23 protein-coding genes are annotated in these 22,142 nt (G+C 62.5%); 8 read left to right on the top strand and 15 right to left on the bottom strand.

What is annotated here, in order from left to right; translation table 11 throughout:
* Positions 1-23: 23 nt before the first annotated feature.
* Positions 24-950 (top strand): ABC transporter permease, encoded by a 927-nt coding sequence (locus tag KIO74_RS23605; RefSeq protein ID WP_213337334.1) that lies wholly within the window; start codon positions 24-26, stop codon positions 948-950.
* Complete coding sequence (locus KIO74_RS23600; protein WP_213337333.1) at positions 950-1,831, top strand: ABC transporter permease; 882 nt, start codon at positions 950-952, stop codon at positions 1,829-1,831. The genes KIO74_RS23605 and KIO74_RS23600 overlap by 1 nt, the downstream gene beginning before the upstream one ends.
* A gap of 25 nt (positions 1,832-1,856) precedes the next feature.
* Here the strand turns inward: KIO74_RS23600 and KIO74_RS23595 are convergent, their stop codons facing one another.
* Positions 1,857-2,600, bottom strand: a complete 744-nt coding sequence (locus KIO74_RS23595; RefSeq protein ID WP_213337332.1) for a Crp/Fnr family transcriptional regulator — start codon at positions 2,598-2,600, stop codon at positions 1,857-1,859.
* A gap of 239 nt (positions 2,601-2,839) precedes the next feature.
* Here KIO74_RS23595 and KIO74_RS23590 point away from each other — a divergent pair, with 239 nt between their 5' ends.
* Together KIO74_RS23590 and KIO74_RS23585 are read left to right on the top strand one after the other, a co-directional pair.
* On the top strand, positions 2,840-3,070 hold the full coding sequence (locus KIO74_RS23590; protein ID WP_213337331.1) for a hypothetical protein: 231 nt from the start codon (positions 2,840-2,842) through the stop codon (positions 3,068-3,070).
* Between the two features lie 143 nt (positions 3,071-3,213).
* Positions 3,214-3,492: a hypothetical protein gene (locus KIO74_RS23585; protein ID WP_213337329.1), complete on the top strand. Its 279-nt coding sequence runs from the start codon at positions 3,214-3,216 to the stop codon at positions 3,490-3,492.
* A 78-nt stretch (positions 3,493-3,570) separates the two neighbouring features.
* Here KIO74_RS23585 and KIO74_RS23580 read toward each other — a convergent pair whose 3' ends face one another.
* Positions 3,571-3,798 carry a hypothetical protein gene (locus tag KIO74_RS23580; RefSeq protein WP_213339358.1) on the bottom strand — a complete coding sequence of 76 codons (228 nt, stop codon included), beginning with the start codon at positions 3,796-3,798 and terminating at the stop codon, positions 3,571-3,573.
* Between the two features lie 499 nt (positions 3,799-4,297).
* Between KIO74_RS23580 and ku (KIO74_RS23575) the strand changes: the two genes are divergently transcribed.
* Both ku (KIO74_RS23575) and ligD read left to right on the top strand, forming a co-directional pair.
* Positions 4,298-5,236 (top strand): non-homologous end joining protein Ku, encoded by a 939-nt coding sequence (gene ku, locus KIO74_RS23575; RefSeq protein WP_213337327.1) that lies wholly within the window; start codon positions 4,298-4,300, stop codon positions 5,234-5,236.
* A gap of 15 nt (positions 5,237-5,251) precedes the next feature.
* Positions 5,252-7,840: a DNA ligase D gene (ligD, locus tag KIO74_RS23570; RefSeq protein ID WP_213337324.1), complete on the top strand. Its 2,589-nt coding sequence runs from the start codon at positions 5,252-5,254 to the stop codon at positions 7,838-7,840.
* Positions 7,841-7,853: 13 nt separating this feature from the next.
* On the opposite strand, the gene ku (KIO74_RS23565) is transcribed toward ligD, so the two are convergent.
* The 13 genes from ku (KIO74_RS23565) to KIO74_RS23505 form a co-directional block, all read right to left on the bottom strand.
* On the bottom strand, positions 7,854-8,657 hold the full coding sequence (gene ku / locus KIO74_RS23565; protein WP_213337321.1) for a non-homologous end joining protein Ku: 804 nt from the start codon (positions 8,655-8,657) through the stop codon (positions 7,854-7,856).
* A 74-nt stretch (positions 8,658-8,731) separates the two neighbouring features.
* Positions 8,732-9,217, bottom strand: a complete 486-nt coding sequence (locus tag KIO74_RS23560) for a cupin domain-containing protein (RefSeq protein ID WP_213337319.1) — start codon at positions 9,215-9,217, stop codon at positions 8,732-8,734.
* 139 nt (positions 9,218-9,356) lie between these two features.
* The gene (locus tag KIO74_RS23555) at positions 9,357-10,355 is read right to left on the bottom strand and encodes a sugar-binding transcriptional regulator (RefSeq protein WP_213337315.1); all 999 of its coding nucleotides are present in this window, start codon (positions 10,353-10,355) and stop codon (positions 9,357-9,359) included.
* A complete protein-coding gene (locus KIO74_RS23550; RefSeq protein ID WP_213337312.1) occupies positions 10,352-11,215 on the bottom strand; it encodes a metallophosphoesterase family protein in 864 nt (287 codons plus the stop codon). Before KIO74_RS23550 ends, KIO74_RS23555 begins: the two co-directional genes overlap by 4 nt.
* 17 nt (positions 11,216-11,232) lie before the next feature.
* The gene (locus tag KIO74_RS23545; RefSeq protein WP_213337309.1) at positions 11,233-11,841 is read right to left on the bottom strand and encodes a histidine phosphatase family protein; all 609 of its coding nucleotides are present in this window, start codon (positions 11,839-11,841) and stop codon (positions 11,233-11,235) included.
* The gene (locus KIO74_RS23540) at positions 11,838-12,908 is read right to left on the bottom strand and encodes an ABC transporter ATP-binding protein (protein ID WP_213337307.1); all 1,071 of its coding nucleotides are present in this window, start codon (positions 12,906-12,908) and stop codon (positions 11,838-11,840) included. The genes KIO74_RS23545 and KIO74_RS23540 overlap by 4 nt, the downstream gene beginning before the upstream one ends.
* A gap of 3 nt (positions 12,909-12,911) precedes the next feature.
* Positions 12,912-13,736 carry a carbohydrate ABC transporter permease gene (locus tag KIO74_RS23535; protein ID WP_213337306.1) on the bottom strand — a complete coding sequence of 275 codons (825 nt, stop codon included), beginning with the start codon at positions 13,734-13,736 and terminating at the stop codon, positions 12,912-12,914.
* 10 nt (positions 13,737-13,746) lie between these two features.
* Positions 13,747-14,673, bottom strand: coding sequence for a carbohydrate ABC transporter permease (locus KIO74_RS23530; protein WP_213337305.1), 927 nt, complete (start codon positions 14,671-14,673; stop codon positions 13,747-13,749).
* A gap of 151 nt (positions 14,674-14,824) precedes the next feature.
* Positions 14,825-16,075, bottom strand: coding sequence for an ABC transporter substrate-binding protein (locus tag KIO74_RS23525; protein ID WP_213337304.1), 1,251 nt, complete (start codon positions 16,073-16,075; stop codon positions 14,825-14,827).
* Positions 16,076-16,225: 150 nt separating this feature from the next.
* Positions 16,226-17,707, bottom strand: coding sequence for a tripartite tricarboxylate transporter permease (locus KIO74_RS23520; RefSeq protein ID WP_213337303.1), 1,482 nt, complete (start codon positions 17,705-17,707; stop codon positions 16,226-16,228).
* Positions 17,708-17,726: 19 nt separating this feature from the next.
* Positions 17,727-18,227 (bottom strand): tripartite tricarboxylate transporter TctB family protein, encoded by a 501-nt coding sequence (locus KIO74_RS23515; protein ID WP_249731557.1) that lies wholly within the window; start codon positions 18,225-18,227, stop codon positions 17,727-17,729.
* Between the two features lie 53 nt (positions 18,228-18,280).
* Positions 18,281-19,225, bottom strand: coding sequence for a Bug family tripartite tricarboxylate transporter substrate binding protein (locus tag KIO74_RS23510; protein WP_213337299.1), 945 nt, complete (start codon positions 19,223-19,225; stop codon positions 18,281-18,283).
* 480 nt (positions 19,226-19,705) lie between these two features.
* Positions 19,706-20,929: an NAD(P)/FAD-dependent oxidoreductase gene (locus KIO74_RS23505; protein WP_213337297.1), complete on the bottom strand. Its 1,224-nt coding sequence runs from the start codon at positions 20,927-20,929 to the stop codon at positions 19,706-19,708.
* A 318-nt stretch (positions 20,930-21,247) separates the two neighbouring features.
* Here KIO74_RS23505 and KIO74_RS23500 point away from each other — a divergent pair, with 318 nt between their 5' ends.
* Both KIO74_RS23500 and KIO74_RS23495 read left to right on the top strand, forming a co-directional pair.
* Positions 21,248-21,709: a MarR family winged helix-turn-helix transcriptional regulator gene (locus KIO74_RS23500; protein WP_213337295.1), complete on the top strand. Its 462-nt coding sequence runs from the start codon at positions 21,248-21,250 to the stop codon at positions 21,707-21,709.
* A gap of 30 nt (positions 21,710-21,739) precedes the next feature.
* Entirely contained in the window at positions 21,740-22,141 is a 402-nt protein-coding gene (locus tag KIO74_RS23495; protein WP_213337294.1) for a DUF1398 domain-containing protein, read from the top strand.
* The last annotated feature ends 1 nt before the right edge of the window (position 22,142 follow it).

The following is a 22,142-nucleotide window of genomic DNA, read 5'->3' as shown; positions in this document are numbered from 1 at the left end:
CCGATGCTTTAGCGGACTAGGCAATGTGGGGCTTCATACGTAGCAAGGTGATCGTTTCACTGCTCGTGATGCTGACGGTGTCGCTGGTGGGGTTCGCGCTGCTGCATCTCTCCGGTGATCTGGCTGCCACGCTCGCGGGTGAAAACGCTACCGCCGAACAGATCGAGGCCGTCCGCCGTCAGATGGGTCTCGATAAACCGCTGCTTGCGCAATACGCGCAATGGCTGGCCGGCGCGTTCCGCGGTGACCTGGGGGAATCCTTCTTCAGCCGCGAGGCCGTGTCGACGTTGTTCCTGGCGCGTATCGGCACGACCGCCATTCTCGCGGTCGGGGCATTGATCCTGGCGATCGTGGTGAGCCTGCCGCTCGGCATGCTGGCGGCGCTTCACCCCAATTCCTGGCTCGATCGCCTGGTCAGCGCCCTGGCGCTTGCCGGACAGGCCGTGCCGAGCTTCTTTCTGGCGCTCATGATGGTCAGCCTGTTCGGCGTCACGCTGCGGTGGCTGCCGATCTCGGGATCCACGACACCGCTCCACTATGTGATGCCGATCGTCGTTCTGGCGATAGGCGCCATTCCAGCGCTGATGCGCATGACGCGCTCGGGCATGCTGGAGGTGCTCGATCAGGATTATATCCGCACGGCGCGCTCCAAGGGCGTGTCCGGCACACGCATCATGGTCCGGCATGCGCTGCTCAATGCCATCTTGCCGCTCATCTCGCTGTCGGCGGTACAACTCGGCACCCTCCTCGGTGGATCGGTGATCGTCGAATCCGTGTTCGCGATCGATGGCATCGGCCTTCTCACCTACCGCTCGATCCAGCGGGGGGACTTTCCTGTCGTCCAGGCGACGCTGATGTTCGTCTCCGTGAGCTATATCGTCCTCACGCTTCTGGCGGACATTCTGAACGCGTGGCTCGACCCGCGGCTGCAGCAGCGGCGGACCGGCTGATGACCGAAACCTATGTGGCCCCTCTGCCTGACCGGCGCCTCCGGCTGCGCCGGGCGCTGCGTCATGGCGGTTTTGTGTTCGGTGCGGCCATTCTGCTTCTGGCGGTGGCTGTCGCGGTTTTCGCGCCCCTCATTGCGCCCTATGACCCGGTCGCCCAGAATCTGTCCGGCCGCCTGCTGCCGCCTGCCTGGATGCAGGGCGGCCGGCCGGATCATTTGCTCGGCACGGACCATCTCGGCCGCGATTATCTCAGCCGGCTGATCTATGGCAGCCGGGTCTCGTTGATCGTCGGCTTTTCGACCATGCTGATCTCCGGGGTCATCGGCTCGACGCTCGGCTTCATAGGCGGCTATTTCGGCGGCCGGGTCGACGATGTGATCACCTACATCATTAACAGCCGCCTCAGCATGCCGGGGCTGCTGGTGGCGCTCGCGGTCATCTCTCTCGTTGGAGGCTCATTGCTCACCATCGTCCTGGTCCTCGGCTTTTTGTTCTGGGATCGCTATGCGGTCGTGGTGCGGACAGCGACGCAACAGGTGCGCAGCGCCGATTTCGTGGCGGCCGCGCAGGTGGCGGGCGCCTCTGCGCCGGCGATCATCTGGCGGCAGATCCGGCCTAACGTCTTTCATCACATCCTGGTCATCGCCACGCTTGAAATGGCGATGGCCATCCTCAGCGAGGCGAGCCTGTCCTTCCTCGGTCTCGGCATTCGCGCGCCAACGCCGTCCTGGGGGCTGATGATTGCCGAGGGGCGGACTTATCTGTTCGCCAAGCCCTATCTCGTCTGGATTCCAGGCATCGCGATCTTCCTGCTCGTGCTGGCGACCAATCTGCTGGGCGATGGCCTGCGGGATCTATCCCAGCCGGAGCGCCGCAGGTGAGTTGGGATTCCGGTCCGCCTTGCGTTTATGCCGGGACGCCTAGAGGTTGCCCCCAACCGGCGAGCGAATCGATCAGGCGGCTGTATTCAAGCTCGGAGGCGCCGTAGGCGTCGGCCGCGAATTCTTCGAGGGCTTTCCGATCTCGAACGATCACGCGCCCCCGCTCCGCATAAACGAAGCGCTTGCCTTCCAGGACGTGAAGCGCGGTCGTGACACTCGCGCGCCTTACAGCCAGCATGATCGCCATATACTCGTGAGTGAGCGGTATCTCTCCATCATCCATTCGATCGAGACACATGAGAAGCCAGCGTGCCAATCGTTCCTCAACGGTGTGAACAGCGTTGGAAAGGGCAGTCTGCGCGGTCTGGATCCACATGGCGTGGGCGAAACGGCTCATGATCTGGCGAACCCTTGGCCGACTAGCCAAGACATCGCGCAACACGCCGCTTTCGATTTGCAACCCGTGCCCCTCGACCTGCATGATAACTTCATGGGAGCTTATCGATACGTCCAGGGCGAAGGCCACGGGCAGAACCCCCTCCCGGCCGACGAGCCCTGTTTCCGCCCGTTGCCCTTCGGGGGAATGGGAGACGATGGACCCGATGCCCGCCTCCAAAAAATAGGCATGCGTCATGTCCTCCTGAGCGCGGGCGATGATATAGCCCTTTGGCAGGCCGATCGGGAGGAGATGCGGAGCAAGCGTGAGAAAATCATCATGATGAAGCATTGAGAGAAGACGATTGCGTGTCTCCGATTGCATCATCGCCATTCAGAACTCCTTCTTGCTCGCGATCGAAAAGTTGTCGGGTCGTTTACCAGCCGGCCCTCGAAGCGGCTTTTAATCCTCGCTCGGAGCGGCCTCCACAAGCTTTGGTGCGGTTCCGTACAAAACCCGGTGCCGAGTGAGTTTTCACATAAGACTGCGCTTGTCGGTGCGAGTCGCATACTGCGCCAACGAGGAACCACTCGGGCCGTCCGCGCCGCCGCCCGATATAGAGGGAGACGGCGATGAATAAGGATAACCCTGGAGGGGTTCCTTCCTCCGGGAGCGTTGCGCCACTGAGCCTCGCCATGCAGCAGCTCTTTGTCCGCGCCATAACAAGTCGCGAGCCTATCGATGCCACGGCCGAAGCTGCAAGGATCTTCCGTGAGCTGCCGCTCTTGGGGAGAACCGTGGACGAAATTCGGCGCGAGATAGTGGCCGCCGCGATCGCGCGCGGTATCCCCATCCAGCTATAGCCAGCGGGTTGGCGTCCCCCACGACAGCCCGCGCCTGCCACCATGAGCGATGTCGGCTTGCCCGCCATGTACAGCATTCACTGGATAATCCTGAATCCGCACGTTAAGTAACGGTAACTGGTCAGGATAGAGGCGCTGCCTGAATGGACGAAGACGACATACGCTATTGGCGGGCTAATGCACATTTCAATGCCTTGCTCGCCAATGCGCTCCACGCTGTTGTCGTCATCTTGCTGCAACGATCAGCCGGCACCCCGAATTTTCCCGAGCAGTTCGACGAGATCGCGCGGGAGGTGATAAAGGGGATCAAGAACTTTCAGCCGCTCACGCCTTTGCCCGTCGAGGATGAAGCGGACGCCGCGCGCGAGGCTATTGATTATCTCGAACGGCGCTTTGCGGAGTTGAGGCAGTCCCTCGGTTAGGCGGCCATGGCTGTGCATCGACTTCTGTGAGGTCTTGGTCGACGACGCGGGAGAAAAGCTTCGGCGGAGCCACGGGGCCTATGCGGCGAAGACCTCGACCGCAACCCACGCCAGCGCGGCAAGCACCAGTCCCGTGATCAGAACAACCAAGACAGGCCGGTCGAGAAAGCCCTGTCGCGCCTCGACTGGTGTCTGCACAGCGGGATCAGCCGTCGAATGGTCGTCAGCGCGCATGGGTGGGATTGGATCTCCGCCCTTCAAATCTTCGGATTGGGTTTTCGCGCGCAGTTCCGCGTTCCGTTCCATAGAAAGGCCTCCTAAATCTCCCGATCAAGCTTCAAGCCACCACGACCGGCCAGGTGGTTGAAAGTCATACGGAATTTCCTGCCGCAGTCGATATTGTCTTTGCGCGTCGGCAATGCAGGAACTAGGCATAACTCCAACACATCAATGGATATCGCGCTCTCGAAAAAATATATAATTTCACCCGAGAACTTCTCCCCTAATGCCTGCTATAGATATTATAAGTAACAACAAATTTTTCGAACCGTTGTTCCGCAGAGCGATGGAATTTTATCGCGATGCGTCGCGATGCGCTCCCTGCGTGGCGATCTCTTTCCGTTGACAACGATTTGCAGCGATCTTCGTGCGTTTATTCTCTGATTTGGGTTTTGCTGTTTAGGCAGGCTGTTGGAACCTCCAGCAGAGGTAGCCGTTAAGCCCAAATGACGCTTGCCCCCAGTTTGTTGGCGCGGGCCCGAGACGCAGGGCGAGATGAAGGGAATGAGACCCGGGGATTATGCTGATGACAGCATCAGAAAGCACGCGTGCTAACTGGAAGGGTGTCCTCCGGGTTGGGGAAGTCAGTTGTCGCGTTGCGCTGTACACGGCTGCCTCGAGTTCAGATCGCATCGCTTTCCACATGCTCAACCGGCGCACTGGCCACCGATTGCAACGTCAGTTCGCGGATAGCGAAACCGGCGCAGTCGTTGATCGGGAGGATCAGGTCAAGGGTTATGAGACAGGCGAAGGAGACTATGTCGTTCTCGAACCCGAAGAAGTGGCGGCCGCCGTTCCTGAAAGCGACAAGACCCTTGCAGTCTCGGCCTTCATTCACTGCAGCGATGTGGACGACATCTATTTCGATCGGCCGTATTTCCTCGCGCCCGCTGACCGGGAGGCGGAAGAGGCTTATGTGCTGATCCGAGAGGGCATGAGCCGGAAGAAGGTCGCCGCCCTGGCGCAGACCGTTCTCTTCCGGCGTGTCCGCAGTGTTATCGTCCGCGCCGAGGGCGACGGCCTCATCGCCACGACCTTGAATTTCAACTACGAGGTCCGGTCAGCCGACAATGCCTTCAGCGATGTGCCGTCGTTGCGCATCAAGGGTGAGATGCTTCAACTTGCCGAGCATATCATCAAGACGAAAGCCGGCGTCTATGATCCGGCTGCCTTCGAGGACCGTTACGAGGCCGCGCTTGCCGAGCTCGTGAAGGCGAAGCTGGAAGGCCGGAAGATAGTCGCACCGAAGCGCCGTCCCGCCGGCAAGGTCGTCGATCTCATGGAAGCTTTGCGTGAAAGTGCGGGTCTCGATCAGGGAACACGTAAATCCGCGCGTGGCCGAAAGGCGAAGCCGGCGAAAGATGCGAAGGACGGCCCAGGGCGGAAATCTTCAGCCGGCTCGAACAGGAAGACAGTGACCACGGCCAAGGCCAAGACCGCGTCGGCGCGACGCCGTGCTGGCTGACAGGAGCGGTCTGACATGGTCAACCAACTTGAAACCTACCGCAGCAAGCGCAATTTCCGCACAACTGCCGAGCCGCGCGGTCGACGATCCCGTGCATCGGGTGACAGTTTCGTCATTCAGAAGCACGACGCGCGCCGGCTCCATTATGACTTCCGGCTCGAGATGGATGGAGTTCTGAAGAGCTGGGCCGTGACGCGGGGGCCGAGCCTTGTGCCCGGGGAGAAGCGACTAGCCGTCCATGTCGAGGATCATCCGCTTGAGTATGGCGACTTCGAGGGCACCATTCCCAAGGGGGAATATGGCGGGGGGACCGTGCTCGTGTGGGATCGCGGCACCTGGTCGCCCATAGGGGATGCCCATAAGGGCTACTCCAAGGGTCATCTCGAATTCGAGCTTCATGGTGAGAAGCTCCGTGGCCGCTGGCATCTGGTGCGCATGCACGGCAAGCCCGGGGAAAAGCGCGAGAACTGGCTGCTCATCAAGGGCGAGGATGGATTCGCTCGCCCCGAGGACGCCACCGACATCCTGGAGGAACGCCCGGAATCGGTGAAAACGGGCCGAGAAGTCGCGGATGTGGCTGGTGAGGCTCCGGGCTGGTCCTCAAAGACCGGACGTATCAGAAAATCGGCGAAGATGCCTGCCCAAACCGCGCCTTCCGTCAAGCCGGAGGCCTCAGCCGGGCCGGTTCATGGCAAGGCCCCGGACCCCTCGACGGTCAAGGGGGCCAAGAAGGCGCGGATGCCTGATTTTGTTCCGCCGATGCTCGCCACGCTTGTCGCCAAAGCGCCGGCTGGCGAGCGCTGGCTCCATGAGATCAAGTTCGACGGCTACCGGCTCCAGGCGCGTATCGAGGCTGGCAGTGTCAAGCTGCTGACGCGCAGCGGTCTCGACTGGACGGAAAAGTTCGGCGCGGCGGTTCCAGCCGCGCTCAAGGCGCTTCCGCTCGATAGCGCCATCATCGACGGCGAACTCATTGTGGAAACCGGTGCCGGCGCCTCCGACTTCTCGGCCTTGCAGGCAGCGCTCAGTGAGGGGCGCACTGATCATTTTCTCTTCTATGGCTTCGATCTGCTCTATCTCGATGGCTATGACCTGCGCGGTCTGACCCTGACCGCGCGCAAAGGCTTGCTCGAACAGATCATCGGCACGAACAATGACGGACTGATCCGTTACAGCGGTCATTTCATGGAAAGTGGCGCGCTGGTGCTGCGCCATGCCTGCCGGCTGAGCCTTGAGGGCATTGTCTCGAAACTACGCGACGCCCCGTATCGAGATGGCCGCAGCAAAAGCTGGGTTAAATCCAAGTGCTCGGCGAGGCAGGAATTCGTCATTGCCGGCTATGTACCGTCCACGGTGTCCTCGCGCGCCATCGGCTCGCTCGTGCTCGGCGTCTATGACGGCGATGAGCTCCAGCATGTCGGCCGCGTGGGAACCGGCTTCACGGGAGCCATCGCGGAGGATCTGTTTCGCAAGCTGGAGAGCATCCGCATTCCGTCGAGTCCCTTCACGGAAGCCCTGACAGCGGAGGAAAGACGTCAGGTCCGCTATGTGCAGCCTACGCTGGTGGCGGAAATCGAGTTCCGCGCCTGGACCGCGGATGGGCACCTGCGCCACGCTTCTTTCCGTGGGCTGCGGGAGGACAAGGATGCCCGAGAGATCATACGCGAAGTACCGAAACAAGCTGCCAAGGCGCCGTCCTCACCGGGCCGAAGGGTCAAGCTCACCCATCCCGATCGCCTCTACTGGCCTGATGAGGGCGTCACCAAGGAAGGCCTGGCGAACTATTATGCCGAGGTCTGGCGTCATATCGCGCCTCATCTCGTGGGAAGGCCGCTCGCGCTTCTGCGCTGCCCGAGCGGCATCACGGGCGAGAAGTTCTTCCAGAAGCATGCCTGGAAGGGCTTGAACCCGAACATCGTGCTCATCAAGGATCCCAAGGACGTGGATGAACAGCCGCTGATCAGCATCAACGATCTCGACGGGCTGATCGGACTTGTGCAGTCGGCGGTGTTGGAAATTCATCCCTGGGGATCGACCGTGACCGATTGGGAGCACCCCGACCGGATCGTTATGGATCTCGATCCCGGCGAAGGTGTGCCCTGGCAAGCCGTGATCGATGCCGCGCAGGAGGTGCGTCAGCGCCTGACGGATGCCGGGCTTGCCGCCTTCGTCAAGACGTCGGGCGGCAAGGGATTGCATGTGGTTGCGCCGCTCAAGCCGAAAGCCGACTGGCCAGCCGTGAAGGCCTTCACCAAGGCACTCGCCGATGCCATGGCCGCCGAAGATCCCGACCGGTATGTCGCGACGATCACCAAGTCAAAGCGACGCGGCAAGATCCTCATAGACTATCTGCGCAACCAGCGCGGCATGACCGCGGTCGCGCCCTATTCCACGCGAGCCCGGCCAGGTGCCGCGGTTTCGGCACCCATTGCGTGGGAGGAGTTAGGGCCCGCCATCGGGCCTGCTTATTTCACGGTCGAGACCATGCCGACGCGATTGGCCGCGCTCACCAGCGACCCTTGGGATGGCTTCCATCGCGCGGCTGCGCCATTGGAGACCGCGCGGCGCGGCCGCAAGAAGGCGGCGGGCAAGAAGACCGGATAAAGGCAAGCCAGACCTAACGGCCCTTCGTCTGTTTCTCGGAGGCGATGCTCTTCTTCAGGGCGTCCATGATGTTGATGACATTGGTTGGCGGTGCCGGCTCGCTCTTGCGCGCCGCCGGGCGTTTACGTCCCTTTTTCTTGGCGGCAATGATGTCCAGCAACTTCTCCTGGACCGGGTCTTCCGCCATGGATGGATCCCAGGGACGCGTCCGCTCGTCGATCAACTGGCTGACCAGGCGCAGCAATTTCTGATCCGGCTTGCTCTTCGACGGGTCAGGCCAGTGGCTGGCGCCCTCGCGCACCTCGTCGCCGTAGCGCAAGGTCCAGACCACGATGCCGTTGTCGTGCGGCTTCAGCAGAACGGCTCGCTCACGCCGATACATCACCACCCGGGCGATCCCGCCGGTGTTCGTCGCCGCCATCGCATCGCGAATGACCGAATAGGCCTCCTCGCCGACCTTGTCGTCCGGCGTGAGATAATGGGGCCTGTCGTACCAGATCCAGTCGATGCTATCGATCGGAACGAAGGTCTCGATATCGATGGTGCGGGTGCTTTCCAGTGCGACAGCCTCGAGTTCGTCATCGTCAAGCATGACGTACTCGTCATCGCCCCGCGGGTAACCCTTGACCGCCTCGTCCTCGGCGACCGGCTTGCCGCTGCCTGAATCGAAGTATCGGCTGACAACGCGATTGCCCGTCTTGCGATTGAGCGTATGGAACCGGACTTTCTCGCTCTCGGACAGAGCGGGGGTCATCGACACTGCGCAGGTGACGAGTGAAAGCTTGAGATACCCTTTCCAGAAGGAGCGTCGGGCCATCGCGTTTACCTCCGACAGCTCAATCGCTCGTGGGCTTTGTGGTTCCATCGAATGCATCGCCCGTTCCAACGGCATCATGGTTCACGCGTCCCGTCGGTCGCCCGAACCGGGGGCCCCAGGAATTCCACGTTCCAGCGCTGGCCAAAGGCGTTGAGGAGCGCCGCGTCGGGGAGCCCATGCTCCATGATCTGCCCGAGCTCAGTGAAGAAACGGCGCGCGTCGAACGCCGGCATGATCATCACGAGCTGCCGTGCCGGCTGGCTCGTGACATTGACGAAGCCATGTACCCCGCCCCCCGGAATACTGACGATGTCTCCTTCCTCGGCGAAGAAGCGGCGTCCGTCTACCTCGTAGAGATAGCGACCTTCAATGACACGGAATATCTCGGCTTCCCGATGGCGATGTCTGGGCGGACCAGCGTTCGGCGCGTTGATGGTCTCGATGATGCAGACCGCGCCATCACTCGCGTCCGGGGGCATGCGGACGAAGAGATCGAGCCCTATGGCCGGGATCTTGATCGGCATCTCGGTCCCGCGCGAATGGAGAAATGCTACGCCCATGGATTGCTCTCACGTCATGGCGGTCAGGCGACCATTTGGGCATTGTCCTTCGGGAGCGGAGCGGGGTCCAGTCGCGCGGCGATGACGGACGGAACGATGTCCTTCCGCCATGAAACCGCGCATGAAACCGTGTCTCGGCTCACGCGGCCAGAATCTGCTCCGCCGTCTGTTCGTCGGTCACGAAAACGGTCGCGAGCCGCCGCGTCAGCGCGGCCCGGAGCGCGAGCACCTTGCCGGGGCCGGCGCCGGTCAGGATGACCTCAGGCACGGCGGCGAGGTCGTCGAAGCCGAGCCCGATCTGCCGATGGTTGAGCTCGTGGTCGATGACCTGCCCGTCGGCATCGATGAAGGTGCCGAGCACGGCGCCGACCGCGCCGCGTTCGCGCAGGGCCTTCGCTTCGGCAGGACTGATGTAGCCATAGCCGACCAGACCGCCGTCGTCGGTGATACGGCTCGCGGTGAGGATCGCGAGGTCGCAGGCCGCGGCGCGGCGCATGACGGCCTCGACCATCGGCAGGCGCGTGAACAGCTCATGTTCCTGAGTCGTGCGGGCGTAACTCGGCGCCGCGAGCTGGTAGCAACTGGCCTGCAGCGTCAGGGCAAGCCGCGCGACCGTCTCATAGGGCGCCATCCGGCCTTCCGCCGACAGGCTGCCCTTCAGGGCGACGATGGCGGTATCCGGCATCACGGCGGGCTTGAGCCCCTGGAACATGGCGTGTGGCGAGCGCCCATGATGCACGCCCACGGTCATGCCGTTGGCGAGCCGTCCGTTGAGGTAGCTGCCGAGCGCGTGGCCGACGACCACGTCGATCTGGTCCGGCTTCGACGCGGTCGGCGCCAACACCACCTCGCGCAGGCCGAAGGCGGCCCGCAGGCGCCCCTCGCAGTCGGCGCTGCTGCGAAAGGGAGAGGTGATGTCGATGCGCACCAGGCCCTCGTCCCGCGCCGCCGCGAGCAGGCGATTGACGCGCATGCGGCTGATGCCCAGGGCGACAGCGATATCCTCCTGCTTCAATCCCTCGATGAAATACATCCAGGCGACGCGGGTGGCGAGCTGCAGCCGGCTTTCCTCGCCGCCGCCAAGAGGCAGCGCTTCCCCGCGGGCGGGCTCATGATTGTCCTTATCCGGAGGTGTCATCGGGAGACCGGCTGCTCCGGTCCTGCCGCCGCCGAGCCATATTCATTGGCGTAGATGTAGGACTCGTGGCGGAACAGCATGTCGCGTCCGACGAGCCGTTGCCGAATGCCGTGCTCGCTCAGGCGAATGTCCACAAAGCCCACCTCGCGCAGGCCCCACATTTTCACCTCCGGAGGGTGATTGACGGCGCTCGTGGCGGGCGCCCAGATGTGGACGACGCCGTTGATGCCAAAGGAGCGGTACTGGTGCTTGTGACCGCAAGCGACGAGCTTCAACGATTTGTCGGCAAAGGGGCGCAGCAGGCGTTGGCGCGCCTCGGGATCTAGGCAATCCGAGGTGACGCTCGCCTCCGAGGGATGATCCATGAACAGCGGCTTGTGGACGAAGAGCGCGATCGGCCGCTCGCGCGGGATCCCGGCCAATGTCCGCGCCAGCCATTCGCTTTGCTCCTCCTCGGCGGACAAACCATCGGAGTTCAGGATCTGGGCATTGACGCCGATCGCCGTCCACTGACCGCAGGCCTCATGCCAGTAGTCGGGTCCGAAGAGGTCAAGCCAGCGCTGCCGTCGCTCGACGTCGACCGACTTGGCCATTCCGCCCGACACGACGTTGTCGCCGATATCGTGGTTGCCCGGGATGACCCGCCAGGGCACGTTGATGCGGTCGAGCTGGCGCCGCGCGAAAACGAGATCGTCGACCACATCGGGGTCCGACAAAGCGACATCGCCACTGACCACGACGAGATCAGGTTTCTCGGCTTCGATCCACTCCAGCGTGATCTCCCAGTTGTCCTGATAGCGCGCGCGTGTGCCGCTCAGGTGCAGATCCGAGACCTGAACGATACGAAAATCCTGTGCCATGCTTGCCAAATCCATTGTCAGAGATTGATCGCGACGGACAAGTCCGTCACCTGCCAATCCGTCACCTGCCAATCCGCGTCGGTCCGGCTGAAGGCCAGCGGCGCGGCGTTTCGCACGAGGTCGTCGGAAATCGTCACGCCGAGCATGAGGCCGAGCACGCGCAGGACACCGCCATGGGCGACCAGGAGGGATGAGGACGTGTCGAGATGACGCGAGAGGGCGCGCGCGATACGTCCCGAGAACGCCTCGAGGGTTTCCATGTCCTCCGCGTCCCTCGACCAGAGCCCCGGGATCGCCGGCCCGCCCTCAAACGGGCCAAAGCCGCGTTCTCGCAGATCCGGATCGAGCAGGAGCGGCAGGGCAAGGCGGCTCGCCACGGCCTGCGCCGTCGCGCTCGCCCGCGACAGATCACTCGACACGATACGGGCGATTCCGCCACGGCCGGCGAGCAGTTCGGCGGCGGCGACGGCCTGCTCACGGCCCACGGCATCCAGCGGAATATCGGTGTGGCCCTGAACGATGCGCTGCAGGTTGTAGGCGGTGCGACCGTGGCGCAGGAACAGAAACCGCGTGATTGACGGATCAAGGTCCAGCCGGCGGACGGAAGGAGGGGCTAATACGTTCATGCGGCAAGTTCCATGCTGGAGGCGATCCTGTTCCCCGTCGTCGGGTCGAACATGTGGGTCTGGCCGATCGGCCAGTCGAATCCGACGCTTTCGCCGGCGCGTGGCGCGAGGTGTCGCGCGACGCGTGCGACAAGGCGCTCAATGCCGACTTCGCCGTGCACCAAGGATTCCGAGCCGATCATCTCGACCTGGTCGACCCGAAAGGCCGCCCCGTCGTTTCCGTTGAGTTCGCGAAAGCTGATGTCCTCCGGCCGAACCCCGACCTTGAGGCCCTTGGCCGGCGAGCCCGCATCGACCAGGCGGCCGAGGGCAAAGGCCCGGCCGTTCTCGACCGTTCCGCTGACGATATTCATGGGTGGCGCGCCGATGAAGGAGGCGACGAATATCGTCTGCGGCCGTTCAAACAACTCCTCCGGCGTGCCGATCTGCTGGACGCGGCCATCCCGCATCACCACGATGCGGTCCGCCATGGTCATCGCCTCGATCTGGTCATGCGTGACATAGACGGAGGTGACGCCCAACCGGCGCTGGAGGGCGCGGATCTCGCCGCGCGCCGAAGTACGTAATTGCGGGTCCAGATTCGAGAGGGGCTCGTCGAACAGGAAAACGCTCGGATTGCGAATGATGGCCCGGCATACCGCGACGCGCTGGCGCTGCCCGCCCGAAAGTTCCCGGGGGCGGCGCTCAAGCAGATGCACGATATCCATCATCTCCGCCGAAGCCCTGACACGCTGGGCGAGCTCCGCCTTGGGCACACCCCGCAGCCCAAGGGAGAAGCCGATGTTTTCCGCGACGGTCATATGCGGATAGAGCGCGTAGTTCTGGAAAACCATGGCCATGTCACGCGCCTTCGGCGGGTCTGCGGTGACATCGCGCGGGCCGACCCAGATATGGCCGTCGGTTACGTCCTCGAGGCCGGCGAGCATACGCAGGGAGGTTGTCTTCCCGCAGCCGGAAGGGCCGACGAAGACCACGAACTCGCCGTCGGCAACGGTGAGATCAAGCCTCTCGACCGCGACGAAGTCGTCGAAGACCTTGCGGACGCCCGCAAATCTGATGGAGGCCATGGCTTATCCTTTGATGCCGACAGAGACGAAGGTGTTGATGATCTGGCGCTGGAAGAGGACGAAAACGGCGACCGCCGGCAGGCTGATCAGCGTGACGGCCGCCATGAGGGGCCCGAGGTCGTCGCCGCGTTCCGCGTCGAGGAAGCGGCGCACGCCGATCTGCGCGGTCATGGCGTTCTCGGTCTCCGTCACGACCAACGGCCAGAAGTATTCGTTCCAGCAGTCGACGAATAGCACGATGGTCAGTGCCGCCATCACCGGCTTGATGTTGGGCAGGACGATGGACCACAGGGTGCGCAATTCGCCGGCCCCATCCATGGAAGCGGCGTCGTAGAGCTCGCGGGGAAATGAGAGGAGATGCTGGCGGAGCAGGAAGACGGCGAGCGGCATGGCGAGGTTCGGCACGATCAGCGCCGCCCAGCTGTCGAACCAGCCTAGCTTGTTGACGAGCAGGTAGACGGGCAGGAAGGTCAGCTGGTGCGGGATCATCATCGCGCCCAGCACCAGCGCGAAGACGAAGGCCCGGCCGCGGAATCGGTAGCGCGCGAAGGCATAGGCGGCGAGCAGCGCGATGATGAGCTGGCCGGTGACGCGCAGGGCGGTGGTCGCGGCGCTGTTGAGGAGATAAGCGCCGAAGGGGAGCTTGTCGAACACCTCGCGGTAGTTTTCAAAGGTCGGATTGAGCGGCCAGGGATAGCCCGCGTAGATCTCGTTCGCGGGCTTGAATGATGTCCCAAGCACAAGCAGCAGCGGAATAGCGATGGACAGCCCCGTGATGAAAAGGATGATCTGCCCGGTGGCGGCCCAGGGCCGCGACAATTTCATCATGGGGATGACCTCAGGAATAGTGCACACGCTTCTCGATCACAAGGACCTTGAATACGGTCAACGCGCCGAGGAATACGAATAGAATGACTGTTCCGGCGGCGGAGTAGCCGACATTGAAGCTCTGGAACATGTATTGGTAGACGACATAGAACAGGTTGGTGGTCGCATTCAGCGGGCCGCCCTCCGTCATGACATCGATGGGTGTGAAGACCTGCTGGATGGTGAAGACCACGGTCGAGATCAACACGAAAAAGATGGTCGGCGAGAGGAGGGGAATGATGAGCCGCCGCAGCAGGGTCCAGTCGCCCGCGCCGTCGAGCCGCATGGCCTCGATATAGTCCCGGCCGATGCTCGACAGACCCGCCAGGTAGAGCAGCACGTTGAAGCCGATGAGCTTCCAGGCGCCGACGCCGATGATGACGTAGATCGCGGTGCCGACATCGGACAACAGGGCGGGCATCTGCAGGCCGAACGGACGGATGAGCGACTGGAACAAGCCCATCACCGGATTGAGCAGCCATATCCAGACGATGGAAACGACGACGAAGCTCAGCAGGGTCGGCAGGAACAGAAGCGATTTGTAGATGTTCGCCGCACGTTCACCGATAGTCCAGATGAAGACCGCCAGAGGAATGGGCAGAAGAACCTTCAACGGAATCGACACGAATACGTAGATCAATGAATTGATCGCGGCGTCGTGAAACTGGCTGTTGTCGAGAACACCCCGGAAGTTGTTCACTCCGACAAAGCTCGCGGGTGCATTGGTGTTGAGCTTCATGAAGCTCAGATAGACCGTGTCGACCAGGGGCCAATAGGTGAACACCCCGAGCAGAACGATGAAGGGCGCGAGAAAGGCGGCAGGCCGGATGTCGAGCCGTCGACGGCGTCGTGCCGATCCTTGAAGAGCGACAGGTGCACTGTCAATCGCGTCAGTCATGAGACATTCCTGGGGAGGGCGGGATGGAGCCGGCGCATGTCGATTTCGCAGAGGGGCACATCGTCTTTCCGGGCTCCTCGCTGACGCGAGGCCCCGGAATGACGGCTTCAGTTGTTCAGGGTGCAGCAGACATCAGTGTCTTAGCTGCCTTTTAGCTACCTTGGGCGATCAGCCGGGAGATCTCCGCTTCCGCTGCCGGCACCAGTTCCGATGCCGGAGCCTTGCCCTGCCATAGCGCCTGGACCATGTTCTCGAGAACGATCTGAATCTCGACAACGCGACTGCCGGGCCAACGGGCCGTGGCGACAAGGTCATCCATCTGCGCGACGGCAACGCCCCAGCGCGGCTCCTTGGCGACGGCCTGCTTGATGACCTCGGCCTGCTGGGCGCCAGGGGCGATCGGCAGATAGCCGGATTCAACGGCCCAGCGGTTGCTGACCTCCGGCTGCATCAGATAGGCGAGGAAGCGGAATGTCGCTTCACGGCGCTTCTCGTCCTGGGAGAACACCATCAGCGCCGCGCCGGAATTCGGGACGCGCCGCGGCTTGTCGTTCCACGTCGGATAATGGCCGATGCCGAGCTCGAAGACGCCCTCGGTGCTGCGCTTGGCGCCCTGGAAGCTGGCGACCGATGTCACCATCATGCCGATCTGCCCGGCCATGAAGAGCGACGTGTTCTCACGCTCGGTGAAGACGGCGAGCGACTTGTCGGTGACGGCCATGTCCTGCCAGAGCTGCATGGAGGCAATGGCATCAGGCGTCGCGAAGGTGGCGCGGCTGAAGTCGGCGGACAGCATGTCGGCGCCGGTATTGACGATCATCTGCTGCGGGCCGACGTCGCGACCACCGGTGGAGACGAACAGGCCGTGCTTGCCCGTGTTCGTCTTGATCTGCCGCGCGAGCTCGCGCATCTCCTGCCAGGTCCGCGGCGGCTTCTGCGGGTCGAGCCCGGCGGCGCGGAACAGGTCCTTGTTGTAGTACACGATCGGCGTGCCGAAGGAGTGCGGCACGGCGTAAGGATGGCCCTGGTAGGTGCCGATGGTGAGGAAATTCGGGGCTACATTCTTGAGGAAGGCGCCCTTGTCCGGGCCGCTGTCGAGGGCGACGGGCTTCGTGTTCATCACGAGGCCGATCGTCAGGCGGCTCAGCAGCTGGGCGACATCCGGCGCGCGGCCGGCAAGGGCTGCCGCCTGGACTTCGGTGGCCAGATTGTTGTTGTCCTTGAACTGCTCACGGACTTTGATGTCCGGGTTCTTTACCATGAAGTCGTTGATTGTTCTCGTCAGATCTTCACGGTTGGACGTCTGATAGTGCCAGAAATTGATGGTCACGGGATCGGCGGCCTGGGCCTGGCCGACGGCGAAGAGGGCGAGGGCTGCCATAGGGGCGAGAAGACGGCGCATGCGAACTCCTGTCACGGGGCGACGCGACGGACGCTAGCGACGCTGCATGTCAGCCATCTTGCACATTTGTAACGGTTCTGTGATTTTGCACACAGGCTCCGGCGGCGCGCTTTCCCGCCGCGATTTCAAAGGGATGCCGCCTCTCAATGGCTAGGCGGGAAGGGGCCTTCTGAATTGTTTGCGCGCCAGGGGCCAGAGCAGGGCGAGCAGCGTGACAGCCAGGAAGGTCATCGCGATCGGACGATCGAGAAGGACGCCGATCTCCCCGCCGGACGCCATCAGGCCGGTCCGCAGATGCTGCTCCGCGAGGGGACCAAGGACGAGCCCGACGACGAGGGGGGCGATCGGAACCTTGCAGTATTCGAGCGCATAGCCGACAACCCCGAAGGCAAGCATCACCCAGACATCAAACATGCGCCCGTTGACGGTATAGGCGCCGATGATGCAGATCACCAGGACGATCGGAAATATCCAGACGCGCGATATCTTCATCAGTTGCGCGAAGAGAATGACGCCCGCTGTCATGAATATGAACATCAGCACATGGGCCACGAGATGGGCGGCCATGATGGCGTTCACGATTTCCGGATTGTGAACATAGAGCATGGGCCCCGGCGCAAGATTGTGGATCATCAGCGCGCCGAGCAACACCGCATCGGCGAGGCCACCGGGTATGCCGAGCGCCAGGAGCGGAATGAGCGTGCCGCCCGTGGTGGCGTTGTTGGCGGATTCAGCGGCAACGATCGCTTCCTCGCTGCCCTGACCGAATTGTTCCGGATGGCGTGATACATTCTTGGCGGTGGTGTAGGAGACCACCGAGGCGATCGTCGCGCCGACGCCCGGCAAAATGCCGATGCCTATGCCTATCAACGCGGAGCGTATCATGTTCCAGCCGTGGGTGATGTAGTCCCGCACCGAAATCAGCACGCCCTTCATCGTGACCTTCAGCCGGCCCGCGTTCTCCTCCTCGATGTTCACGGTATCGGACATCAACTGGCTGATGGCGAAAATGCCGAGAATGACGGGGAGAAGATCGAGGCCGCCCGTCAGCTCGATCCAGCCGAACGTCAACCTGTTCGCGCCCGATGACGGATCGAGGCCCGGCATCGCCACCAACATGCCGAGGAGGGCCGAAATCAGGCCCTTCAGCAACGAGCCGCGGCTGAGCGAGGCGATCAGCACCAGCGCCATGCAGACAACCGCGAAAATCTCCCAGGGGCCGAAGACGACGGCGACGCGCGCGAGCGGAGGCGTCAGCACCACCAGCGCCACCCAGGATAGGGCCCCGCCCACGATCGATGAGGCGTTGCCGAGGCCAAGCGCGCGCCCGGCAAATCCCGCCTTGGCGAGGGGATAGCCGTCCATGCAGGTCATGATGGCGTTGGGCTCGCCCGGAATTCGCATCAATGTCGCGGTTACGAGACCGCCGCTGACACCGCCCACGAACAGGGAGATCAGCAGCACAACTGCATCAACACTGTTCATCGAAAAGGTGAAGGGGAGCACCAGCACCATGAGTGCGCCGGTGTTGATGCCGGGCAGGACACCGATGGCGATCCCGAGAAGAACTCCGCCGCACATCATCAGCAACATGGATGGCGAAAGGAGATGAACAAATGCATCGACAAGCATTCAGGACGCCCCTGGTGCCTTAAGGCAGCGCGACAACGAGGATATGCGCGAAGATATAGGTGAGGATCGCGCTGGCGCTGGCGCCAACGACAAGCGCCGCGAGCAGGGTGCGCCTGGCCAGGCTGCGGCTCAACAGCAGAGAGGCGGCGATGACGTAGGCCGCGGTCGGCCAGGTGAAATGGAGAGGCGCAAACTGGAGAACACACACATAGATGACAGTCGAGAGATAGAGCGCGACGGCGAGCCACGGGTGCTGCCTGTAGTCCGTCTCCTGCCCGACGCCGGTCAGCAGGGACGTCTCCGCCCGCCCAAGCGAGTGGCCCATAAGCGCCTTCACGATGCCGACGGCCGTGAGGACAAGGAGCAGGACGCATATGCCGAGCGGAAAGGCGCCGGGCCCCAGGGGATCGAACCGGGATGCCGGCAGGCGGCTGGCTTCCACCAGCACAGCCGCGCTGACGACAAAGACGATGATCATGAAGGCAAGGTCAGCTCGCCGTTCCCTGGCCGGGGATGACATGGTCAATACCTCTCTCCCCGCCACGCATGGGAGCATCCTGTCTCAGATGATGCCTATTGTCCGCCGAGCGCCGCGCCCATCGGCTTCACAAGCGCTGTAATATTCGACAGCTTGTCGGCGAGTGGCGCGCCGCGGAGAAACACGGGATTGATGCCCTGTTTCTTGAAGGCCTCCTGGAGCTCGGCGTCGCCCATCGCCTTTTCGACCGCACTCGCGAGCGTCTCCACGACGGCGGGGGGCGTATCAGACGGCGCAAGCCACCAGACATCGACAGAGACGTCGACGGGGTATCCCAGTTCGGCGGTCGATGGGACGTCGGGCCAATCCGGGCTGCGCTGAGATCCCAGCACGGCCAGCGCCTTGATGCCCGTGCCCGCGAAACCCTTGTATTCTGGAGGCGAGACGACCGTATAGGCGGAGTGACCGCCGAGGACGGACTGCAGGCGCGAGGGACCGTCGCCCACATGGACGACACGGGGCGTGTACCCGGCCGATTGCGCAAGCGCCAGTGTCGCGATGTGACTGGCGCCGCCGATGCTGTTCGCCTCGGTGATCTTCGAGGGCGCAGCCTTCGCAGCTTCCACGAGCGACTTCAGATCGGGATAGGGGCCCTTTTCCGCGGCGACGATGAGGAAGGCGGTGCTGCCGGTCTGCGCGATGGGCTTGAAGGCTTCCGCGCCAAAGCCGATCTTGCCCACGGCCTGGGTCCCCATCAGACCAAGATGATAGACGAGCAGTTCGTGACCATCCGGGCGCGCATCCTTGACGCGCGTGGCCGCAATCGGGGCGCTGGTCTGGTTGACCACGACCGCAGGCTGGCCCAACGACCCCTGCTTTTCGATCTTGTTGAGAACAAGTCGTGCATTGGTGTCGGTCGATGAGCCGGGGCCGGCGGGAATGACGACCGTGATAGGCTTTGCAGGAAACTTGTCCTGTGCGAGTGGCGCTGTTGTCGATCCAAGAAAAGCCACAACAATAACACCTGCCGTCAACTTCATTCGCGTTTCCCTCCACTTCGTATTCTGTATTTTTGTGTATTGAGATAGTCTAACTCGAGCCGAAGCCCCCACATGGCGTCGCGCCGGGACCGAGGATCCCATGAGCGGGGATCTTGGTCATATCCGTCCCCGAGATCCGCGTCTTGGCGTGACCCGGTTTCTCGACCCTATAGGTATGGACAGCGCTGTCCATCCATCGCAAAAATTGCACCAGCTTTTCCTCGCGCTCCGATTGCGCGAAAATCACTGCTCCAAATCGCTCGCAGATCGCGCGTCTTTCCCTCTTGGATAACGCTATCCATTGCTGTTCGATAGCCGATATCCTTATGGCCGTCAAGTTTTCACGCCGGTATGGCCCGGCGGCTTTGTGAGGTCGGCGCAAGCGTCGGGGTGTCGTTCAGTCAAGCGCGAACTGTCCGATCGGGCTTAAATCCAGCGATCGGCAGGCCAGCCGGCAGTGGTGTCAGCAAGCATTCTGGCTCAACGGAAACTGAACAGCTCGGCGTCAGGATCCCGTTTCTTCCCGATCATGGCCGCGATGATTTCGGCGCCGATCTTGCTGAAAGTAAAGCCGTTGCCGCCATAGCCCATGACGGCATAGACGTTCTTCAAGCCGGGCACTTCGCCCATCATCGGCAGGCCGGTCGGTGTGCTTCCGAAGCCCGCTGACCAGACATAGTCGGGCGAGCCGATCGCACAATGCAGCAGGTCGCCGACCTTCTCGGCGATTGTGCGGCCCTTGGTTTTCAGCTTGGCTTCCGACAGATAGGCCTCGGAACTGTCCTCATCCTCGCCGCCGGCGATCAATCGCCCATCCGGGGTCGTGCGAAAATAGACATACGGATCCGCCCCCTCCCAAACCAGTGCTTCCGAGAGCCACGGAGGTAATTTCAGCCCGGGTTTGCTGGCGATGGCCCAGGTCGAGATGATGCGATGCTGTCTGTTGGCCAGCGGCTTCAGGAATTCGTATCCGGTGCAGAAGACCACATGGCTCGCCAGGAGAAGCTGGCCGCTCGATGTGGCGAGCACGACAGGTTCGCCCGCGTGGAGATCCGTGATCTCCAGGCCGGCGACGATCTCACAGCCGTGCCTGCGCGCGTCTCGCAGGAGGCCGGCGGTCATCTGCGCGGGGTTGGCCGATGCCGACATCTTGCTGACGATGGCGGCGGGGCGATCGATACCGAATTGCTGCTCGAGCTCATCTGCGTCGAGAAAGCGCGCTTCAAGGCCAGCCTGAGCCCGCGCCTTGCTTTCCTCTTTGAGCGCGCGGGCGCCATAGGCCTCGCCGGCGAGGTAAAGCGTCTGTCTCGCCTCGAACTGACAGGGGATGCGGAGGCCTTGCACCAGCGCCTTCAATCCTTCGACGGCCTGGGCCGACCGTTGCCATACGCGCGCGGCCCGTGGCCCGCCAATGGTTTGCGCGAGCTTGAACAGCGGCACGTCGATTTCATGCTGGATCATCGCCGTGCTGGCCATACTGGACCCCTTGACGGGCCCACGCCGGTCGACCACCAGGATGGAACGCCTCCCGTCGGCAAGAGCATTGGCCATGAGCGCGCCGCTGATGCCGGCGCCGACAATGACCACGTCGTAGAAGCGCTCGCGCGGAGTTTGGCGCGTTATCACCGAAATGCGCGATGTATCTGCCCATAACGGGCGGTTCTCGCGGAGATCACGGTTGGCTGTAACCGTCTGTTTTGTCACCCAATGCTCCACAGGGATACTTTGCGCAAAGCTTAAACGTGGCGAGAACACGTTGGTTCCAGGCAAGATCGTGCAGCTCCATTGTCCTCGTCGAGAGCTTCAGCTGCCCGCTTGAGCAGGCCAGCCATCTGTCCGAGGTGCGGGCGGAACACGGGGCACGTCTCGCCGCTCGTGATGCTGCCGGCCGGTTCAGGACGAGGCGGTCCATTTCGCCTGTATCCACAGCCTGATGGTCCGGCTGCGCCCGCCTGCCGTCGCACGGATTGTTGACTAGGAAACAATCTTCATGTAATTTCCTAGTCAACCATTGGAGGCGGCATGCCGGCAAGCCCATCTGTTTCGGATCTCACATCCCATCTCGGCTATTGGCTGCGCATGGTCTCCAATCACGTTTCTCACGCTTTCGCGGTCAAGCTCGCCGGCGAGGATGTCACTGTCGCTGAATGGAGCTTCATGCGCGCTCTCTACGGCCGGGAGCCCACGCCGCCAAGCCGCCTCGCGGAGGCTATGGGCATGACGAAGGGGGCCATCACGAAGCTCGCCGACAGGCTCATTGCCAAGTCGCTTGTCACGCGCGCGGCGAACGCAAACGACGGCCGCGCGCAAACGCTCGTCCTGACGGTGCGGGGTGCCGCTCTCGTTCCGAAGCTGGCAGCCCTTGCTGATGGCAACGACGCGGAATTCTTCGAATGTCTGACCGGTGCCGAGCGGGCGCTTCTGGAGCGCCTCCTGATGCGCATGGTCGAACACCACCGGCTCGGCGCGACGCCTGTCGAATAGTATCAATTCTGCCTCTATCGGGAAGACGCCATGAATGACGAACAGAAGATGATCGCCCAGGCCTGCCTGGAGGGCGCGGAGACGAACACGATGACCTTTCCGCAAATTGTCGGAAAGTTGATGGACGCTGGATTCGAGAGCTATGCTGTCGATTTTCGGCGGGCAACTGCGACTTACTACCTTCCCGATGGCGCATCGGTCGAGTTGCCGACCCATCGGATCGGCCTCCCGATCGCGGAGGCATTTGACACCGGCCTCGTGCGGAAAGCCATAAGCGAAGCCCAGCGTCTCGTCCCTGGCTATACCTATAAGGGCTTCTGCAATAAGGCCGTTGCCGCGGGCTGTGTCGGCTATATCGTCTCGTTCATTGGGCGCCGGGCGCTCTATGTCGGCCGTACGGCGGAAACCCATGTCGAGCATTTTCCGGACTAGT

It is taken from the genome of Chelatococcus sp. HY11 (assembly GCF_018398335.1).
Classification (GTDB): Bacteria; Pseudomonadota; Alphaproteobacteria; order Rhizobiales; family Beijerinckiaceae; genus Chelatococcus.
The sequence above is the reverse complement of the archived record's forward strand: the minus strand, read 5'-3'. Positions and strand labels throughout refer to the sequence as shown.